8 protein-coding genes are annotated in these 6,938 nt (G+C 63.1%); 4 read left to right on the plus strand and 4 right to left on the minus strand.

Going from position 1 to position 6,938, the window contains the following annotated elements:
* Positions 1-253, plus strand: a 253-nt coding sequence (locus QZ186_RS10910) for an Rrf2 family transcriptional regulator (RefSeq protein ID WP_296416775.1), incomplete at its 5' end; no start/stop codon positions are given.
* On the opposite strand, the gene QZ186_RS10915 is transcribed toward QZ186_RS10910, so the two are convergent.
* The gene (locus tag QZ186_RS10915) at positions 246-509 is read right to left on the minus strand and encodes a hypothetical protein (RefSeq protein WP_296416776.1); all 264 of its coding nucleotides are present in this window, start codon (positions 507-509) and stop codon (positions 246-248) included. The two genes, QZ186_RS10910 and QZ186_RS10915, sit on opposite strands and share 8 nt — an antisense overlap.
* A gap of 87 nt (positions 510-596) precedes the next feature.
* Positions 597-2,057: an ammonium transporter gene (locus QZ186_RS10920; RefSeq protein ID WP_247477818.1), complete on the minus strand. Its 1,461-nt coding sequence runs from the start codon at positions 2,055-2,057 to the stop codon at positions 597-599.
* Positions 2,058-2,414: 357 nt separating this feature from the next.
* Between QZ186_RS10920 and QZ186_RS10925 the strand changes: the two genes are divergently transcribed.
* Together QZ186_RS10925 and QZ186_RS10930 are read left to right on the plus strand one after the other, a co-directional pair.
* Positions 2,415-2,639, plus strand: a complete 225-nt coding sequence (locus QZ186_RS10925; RefSeq protein WP_296416780.1) for a DUF4278 domain-containing protein — start codon at positions 2,415-2,417, stop codon at positions 2,637-2,639.
* 95 nt (positions 2,640-2,734) lie between these two features.
* On the plus strand, positions 2,735-2,953 hold the full coding sequence (locus tag QZ186_RS10930) for a hypothetical protein (protein WP_010316559.1): 219 nt from the start codon (positions 2,735-2,737) through the stop codon (positions 2,951-2,953).
* Here QZ186_RS10930 and QZ186_RS10935 read toward each other — a convergent pair.
* Together QZ186_RS10935 and QZ186_RS10940 are read right to left on the minus strand one after the other, a co-directional pair.
* Complete coding sequence (locus QZ186_RS10935; protein WP_296416786.1) at positions 2,950-4,035, minus strand: calcium/sodium antiporter; 1,086 nt, start codon at positions 4,033-4,035, stop codon at positions 2,950-2,952. The genes QZ186_RS10930 and QZ186_RS10935 overlap by 4 nt on opposite strands.
* 57 nt (positions 4,036-4,092) lie before the next feature.
* Positions 4,093-5,202, minus strand: a complete 1,110-nt coding sequence (locus tag QZ186_RS10940; RefSeq protein ID WP_296416788.1) for a DUF389 domain-containing protein — start codon at positions 5,200-5,202, stop codon at positions 4,093-4,095.
* A gap of 108 nt (positions 5,203-5,310) precedes the next feature.
* On the opposite strand from QZ186_RS10940, the gene QZ186_RS10945 reads away from it, so the two are divergent.
* Positions 5,311-6,938 (plus strand): SulP family inorganic anion transporter (locus QZ186_RS10945; RefSeq protein WP_296416790.1); only part of this gene is annotated, 1,628 nt, incomplete at its 3' end.

Consider the following 6,938-nt stretch of genomic DNA (forward strand, 5'->3'; position numbering starts at 1 on the left):
CCGTGGCCCCAAGGGGGGCTACCAACTGGCCCGACCCGCCGCAGACATCCGGCTGGCCGAGGTAATCGACTGCCTCGAGGGCAGGTCCGAACCGCAGCCAGCGGCTCAACAGAGCCTGGAGCAGCAGGTGCTGCACTCGCTTGGGAGCCAACTGCAGGAACAGCGCCTGGCCCTACTGGAGTCCACATCCCTCGCGGACCTTCTCGCCCAACGGGATGCGCTGCTTCAAGCGCAAGCGATGTACTTCATCTAGTGGCGCTCAAGTTGGTGCGGGGCGCCCGGGGAACCCGATCAATCCAGGGCGAAAGACTCATCACCAGCAGTGGAACCACCACGAGGCCCAGCAGCAGCATCACGCCCAAAAAGTGACGCACCACCAGGGTGATGAGCGGCACCTGGACCGACTGGGGCAAGACCTGCCGGCAGTCCACGCAAACCAAGCGCGGAGGGCGCTCCTCGGTTTTGGTGAGCAAGCGCGCACCGCAGCGGGGGCAGGGCAAAAGCGGCACCCTTGGGCCCGTCCATGCTGCCAGCCAAGGCCCTGAGGCAATAAAAAAGGCCCGCCGAAGCGGGCCCATCGAGCAGAGCTCAGAGGATCACTTCGCCGAAGCGAAATCGGGGTAAGCCTCCATGCCGTGCTCACCGATGTCGAGACCTTCGATCTCTTCCTGCTCAGTGACGCGGATGCCGCCGAAGAGGCCGCCGATCACGGACCAAGCAATCCAGCAGGTGACCAGGGTCCAGATGGCGTAGGCCGCACAGCCCAGGGCCTGAATGCCGAGCTGGCTGAAGCCGCCGCCATTGAAGAGGCCAAGGCCTGCAGAACCGACGTCCATGCCATCAACGCCCCAGAGGCCGATGACGAGGGTGCCCCAGACGCCGCACACACCGTGGACGGAGAAGGCGCCGACGGGATCGTCAATGCCAGAGGCATCCAGTGCGGAGACTGCGAAGACAACGATGATGCCGCCGACGGCACCAGCGACCCAGGAGCCCACCAGGGTCATGTTGCCGCAACCGGCAGTGATGCTCACCAGACCGGCCAGGATGCCGTTGATGATCATCGTCAGGTCGGGCTTGCCCGAAGTCAGGGTGGAGACGATGGTGGCAGCGATGGCGCCACCGGCAGCCGCCAGGGTGGTGGTCACAGCCACGTAGGGCACGTACTGGTCCATCGCCAGCTCAGAGCCGGGGTTGAAGCCGTACCAGCCGATCCAGAGGATCAGGGCACCCAGGGTTGCAATCGACATGTTGTGGCCGGGGATGGCCTGGGGCTTACCGCCCACGAACTTGCCGATGCGGGGGCCAAGCAGCATGGCGCCCACCAGGCCGGCCCAAGCACCCACGGAGTGGACGATCGAGGAGCCAGCGAAATCAATGAAGCCCAGCTCGCTCAGCCAGCCGCCATTCCACTGCCAGGAACCGGAGACCGGGTAGATAACAGCAGTCAGAACCAGCGCGAAGATCACGAACTCGCCGAACTTGACGCGCTCAGCCACGAGACCGGAAACGATCGTGGCGGCGGTGCCGGCGAAGGCAGCCTGGAACAGGAAGTCGACGGTGGGAACCAAGGCTCCCTCGGTCACCATCTCAGCGGTGACGGTGGGGTCAAAGAAGAGGCCGTTGAAATAAAGCCAGCCATCCACCAAGGATCCGCCGTACATCAGCGAATAACCAATGAACCAGTAGGCGGTCACCGCGAGGGCGAACACGAACAGGTTCTTGGCAAGGATGTTGACGGCGTTCTTCTGGCGACACATCCCGGCTTCGACCATGGCGAAACCGGCGTTCATGAAGATCACCAGGATCGTGGCCACCAGGAGCCACATGTTGTTGGCCAGGAACGCTGCGTTGAGCTCGGGGAGCTCAGCGGCGCGGGCCGAAAGGTTGAACACGCCCAGGCCGAAAAGAGCCAGAGGCACACAAGCCAGCCAGGTCAGCGAACGGCCGGAGGACAGTCCTCGCACCTTGCGGAGCAGAAGCTGAGGAGCCTCCAGCAAGCTCGCTTCCTGCAGGCTCTTCGACCGAGGCCGAGAGACAGGAGAAGCAACAGTCATCAAAAAGCAGTCGCTGGGTGGATGACGGATTACCGCCATTAGGTGCCAATGTTCCGCATCACAGACCACCGTCAAGGTCGCATTCGCTACCAATTCGCAAGTCCATCTGGAATTGCGCTAAGGCCGCAGAAGGAAAGTGAAGAAAAAACGTTCAATGGGCCACAGTAACTATTACAAAAAAGACAAAAAAGGGGCTTTTGTTCACTCTGAACATTCTTCATCCGCTAGAAATGCATCAGAAGGACAAAACGTTGAGTGAGCCCCCTTTGGGCCTGGCTCCACCGGAAGTAGCCCACCGCGAGGCGAAGCAACGCTCCTTCCCACGAAGCGGACAACCAGCCAACCCTTCGAGGCCCGATGACCACCATGAACAAACTTCAGTACCGCGGCGTCACCTACGACAACGCCACCCACGAACAGCCCACCAGCGCTCCCGTTGAGCACGCCTACCGCGGCCAACATTTCGAAGCGCCCCTCCGCCACGAAGCGGCTTCAGTCGACACCGCTGTCGATCTGCAGTACCGCGGGCAGCACTACCACCACCGTCAGGCCGAGGCCGCTTCCCAGGTCAACCAAGGCTGATTCCGCCCCAAAACCAAGGCTTTTGGTTTTGGTTCGCTTTGATACATCAGCGTCCAACGCCTCCCCCTCCAATAGGGGGAGGTTTTTTATGGGCCATGGACATCACCCTGACGTCCGTCGGAGAGAGCTACAACCTCAAGCACCGCACGGTGATGGGGATGCTCTGGCTGCAAACCCACTTCGCCGATGAAACCTGGGACTTGATCTGCTCAGGACAGGTCAATCTGAACCGCCAGAGCAGCGAAACCCTCTACAACGACGCCACCGCCGCAGGGGTCAGCGTGTCCATGCTCCCGAGCGTCGTCTGCTCCTAGCCAGCGCTCCTGCGCTGTTGCATCCAGCGCAGTGAGGTCCAAGTCAGGAAGACCAACACCAGGGGCAGAGCTGCCACCAAGACGAACAAGCGGAATTCATCAATACCCGGAGCCGCCGTACTGCTGAGGATCTGCTCAACCAAGTAGAGGCCGTAGGCGCCAAGCAAGAGCCACCCCTCAAGGCGATTGATCACGCCGCCACTCCAGAAAATCGGCAGGCAGGCCAAGGTCGTCAGCACCATCACTGGGAAATCACGGCGCAACAGCTCAGGGCTGACCAACAGTCCGTCCTGACCCGAGAGCAGGGCGCACAGACCCAGGATCAAGAGCTGGTTGAGCAGGTTGCTGCCCACCACGTTGCCGATGGCAAGATCCGCCTTACCCCGGTAAGCCGCCACCAGGGACGTCACCAGTTCAGGCATCGAGGTGCCAGCTGAAACGATTGTCAGACCGATCACCGCCTCACTCACCCCGAGGGTCTGGGCCGCAGCGATGGCGCCTTTGATCAGAACCTGGGAGCCCACCACCAGCAACACCAGACCCAGGGCCAATTTGACGATGGCCACGGGTGTGGTGGAGGCCCCTTCCGCATCAATGTCATCAAGACCGTCCTGGTGGTCTTCCCGCGCCGAGCGCACCTCCCAGACCAGGGTGATCACCAGGGCTGTCAACAGAGCCAGACCCGCAACCCAGGAGAAGCTCCCGGATGAGGCCATCGCCCAGGTGGCCATCGACACAGCGATGAGCAGCGGCACATCCCGCCGCACCAAGCGACTACGAACGCGTAGGGAGGTAATGGCCGCGCTGGCGCCCAACACCACCATCACGTTGAAGATGTTGGAGCCCAGAACGTTGCTAACGGCAATCGAGTCCCCGCCGGAATTTCCCTGCAGGGTCGAGAGCAAGCTCACAAACAGCTCAGGGGCGCTGGTGCCAAAGGCAACGACCGTCAGGCCGATGACGATCTGAGGAATGCCCAGCAACAAAGACAGGGCTACCGCGCCGGCCACAAACAACTCGCCCCCGCCAAAGAGGAGCAAGATGCCCGCGACGATCTCCAGAAAGGTGAGGGCGTCAGGCATGGCCAGCAGCGGACTGGCCCCAATTGTGCACAGAACAGCCGAAATGTCTTCAGGCCGTTACCCCGGCACGGCCGGAGCCGCGGGCGGCGGGGCGACCGCTGGAGCAGGGGCGACGCTGGCCGGCTCAGCTTTCTCTGGAACCACCTCTTGGGGTTCTTCCACGGGGGTGGGTTCGGGGTTGGGTTCGGTCTCAGGACCGATCACGTCAATGGAGACCCGCTGGACCAAAAGGCGGTAGCGGAATTTTTGCGTCCTGTTGATGAAGTCCTGAACCGCCGCAACCTGTTTCGGGGTGGGCAGGTTGGGGCGACTCACCCGAACTGCCGCCTTGATCAAAGGGGGGTTTTGCGTCCAATCGATCTTGACGTCGGTGAGTTCTGAATCCTTACCCAAGGTGATGGTGCGTTGGCGCAGGCTCTCGGTGATGGCCCGCTCGACCTCCTGAAGGGCCTGACGCTGTTGGGCTTGTCCCAGCAGCGTCACAAAGCCACCGGTCAGCGGAATCAGCAGCAGTCCCGTCAGGAGCAGGCTCACCAGACCCATCTGACTGCGGAAGAGCTGCTGGCGCAGGCTCGCCTGGGTGGCCACCAAGGTGAGCAATCCCCCCGAGAGAATGCCCAGCAGGTTGGCGGCAAACAGCAGGGCTGCTCCCCTGGCCGGTTCCCACTGCTGAAGCGACAGCAACAGGCCCAGGACACAGACCGGAGGCACCAAGGCCACCGCAATCGCCGTGCCTGCAACGGATGACACCGCCTCCGGCTTGAGGCGGCCGTAGGTCGCGATCGACCCCGCCACCAAAGCAATGCCCAAATCCAGCAGGTTCGGCGTGGTGCGCCCCAGGACCTCATCGCCCAGGACCGGCAGGTTGGCCACCCAACCCAGGGCCGCTGAGGTCAGCACCGTGATGCCGACGCCCACGGCCAGGGTCAGCAACGCACGGCCCACCAGGGCCAGTCGTCCCTCCAGGATCGCGAAGGAGGCACTGCGCAGGGGCAGGATCCAGGGGGCAATCAACATTGCCCCGATCACCACCGCGGCGCTGTCCGCCAACAGTCCCAGGGTGGCGATCAGGCTCGCCGCAACCGTGAGCACCACATAGGACTGATCCAGGCGGGCTTCCCGCTCAAAGCTGGCCTCCAGCTCGAAAAGGCTGTTCTTCTCAGCCATGCACCAGTCGGAGGTCGTGCACCAAGGATGACCGATGCCGATCTGCGTTGCAGCGACCCAGATCAGCGCGGGAGCACCTAACCTTCCGCGCCAACCTCGGTTCAATCGATGACCAGCGCTTCAGCACCTCCTCGGCGCTCGGGCTTTCGGGTACTGAATCAGATCAGCACCAACAACATCAAAGGGGATCTCTTCGGCGGTGTCACGGCCGCTGTGATCGCTCTACCGATGGCCCTGGCCTTCGGCGTCGCCTCAGGAGCCGGGGCAGCTGCCGGCCTATGGGGTGCGGTGCTGGTGGGCCTGTTCGCAGCCCTCTTTGGCGGAACCCCCAGCCTGATCTCCGAACCCACCGGTCCCATGACCGTGGTGATGACGGCCGTGATCGCGAGCTTGACGGCCCGCAATCCCGAGCACGGGCTCGCCATGGCCTTCACCGTGGTGATGCTGGCCGGCCTCTTCCAGATCGCCTTCGGTCTGCTGCGGCTCGGTCGCTACGTCACCCAGATGCCCTACACGGTCATCTCGGGCTTCATGAGTGGGATCGGCCTGATCCTGATCATCCTGCAGCTGGGACCCTTCCTCGGTCAGGCCAGCCCGAAGGGCGGCGTCATGGGCACCCTCAACAACTTGCCCCAGCTGCTGGCCAACGCCCGGCCCACCGAGATCACTCTGGCGGTGATCACGATGGCCATCCTTTGGCTAACCCCAGCGGCCGTCAAAAAAATTGCTCCGCCCCAACTGATTGCCCTGGTGGTTGGGACGTTGCTCTCCATCACCGTTCTGGCTGGTGGCGGTGGTGAGGAGATTCGCCGCATTGGTGAGATTGCCTCTGGCTTCCCCGCCCTGCAAATTCCCCACTTCGAGCTGAGTGAATTGCGGCTCATGCTCATCGACGGAGCCGTCCTGGGCATGCTCGGCTGCATCGATGCGCTCCTCACCTCGGTGGTGGCCGACAGCATCACCCGCACGGAGCACGACTCCAATAAAGAGTTGATTGGCCAGGGACTCGGCAACCTCGCCTCCGGCCTCTTCGGTGGCCTGCCCGGCGCCGGCGCCACCATGGGCACCGTGGTCAACATTCAGAGCGGCGGCCGCAGTGCCCTCTCTGGCATCAGCCGGGCCCTGATCCTGATGGTGGTGATCCTCGCCCTCACCGGCGTCGCCGCCCAGATCCCCCAGGCCGTCCTCGCCGGCATCGCCCTGAAGGTGGGTGTCGACATCGTCGACTGGGGCTTCATCAGGCGCGCTCACCGCATCTCGGTCAGCGGCGCGCTGATCATGTATCTGGTGATCGCCCTCACGGTCCTGGTGGATCTGATCGCCGCCGTGGGCGTGGGCGTCTTCATCGCCAACATCCTCACGATCGACAAGATGAGCGCCCTGCAGAGCAAGAGCGTCAAGTCGATCAGCACCGGTGACGGCGACCTCGAGATCAGTGATGAAGAGCGTCAACTCCTCGACGCCGCCCGCGGTCAGGTCCTGCTCTTCCAACTCAACGGGGCGATGATCTTCGGCGTCGCCAAGGCGATCGGCCGCGAGCACAACGCCATTGGTGACTGCCGCGCCGTCGTCTTTGACCTAACCGAGGTCTCCCACCTCGGCGTCACCGCAGCCCTGGCGGTTGAGAACGCCGTCGAGGAAGCGATCGAGAAGGGCCGTGAGGTGTTTGTGGTCGGGGCGAGCGGAACCACCAAGCGCCGCCTCGAGAAGCTGGGGCTCTACAAGAAACTCCCCGC

It is taken from the genome of Vulcanococcus sp. DEBay_Sum29NL08_54 (assembly GCF_017859255.1).
Lineage (GTDB): Bacteria > Cyanobacteriota > Cyanobacteriia > PCC-6307 > Cyanobiaceae > Vulcanococcus.

Coding starts and splice junctions, on each gene's coding strand:
- QZ186_RS10920 (WP_247477818.1), bottom strand. CDS start 2,057: ATGACTGTTGCTTCTCCTGTCTCTCGGCCTCGGTCGAAGAGCCTGCAG.
- QZ186_RS10925 (WP_296416780.1), top strand. CDS start 2,415: ATGACCACCATGAACAAACTTCAGTACCGCGGCGTCACCTACGACAAC.
- QZ186_RS10930 (WP_010316559.1), top strand. CDS start 2,735: ATGGACATCACCCTGACGTCCGTCGGAGAGAGCTACAACCTCAAGCAC.
- QZ186_RS10935 (WP_296416786.1), bottom strand. CDS start 4,035: ATGCCTGACGCCCTCACCTTTCTGGAGATCGTCGCGGGCATCTTGCTC.
- QZ186_RS10940 (WP_296416788.1), bottom strand. CDS start 5,202: ATGGCTGAGAAGAACAGCCTTTTCGAGCTGGAGGCCAGCTTTGAGCGG.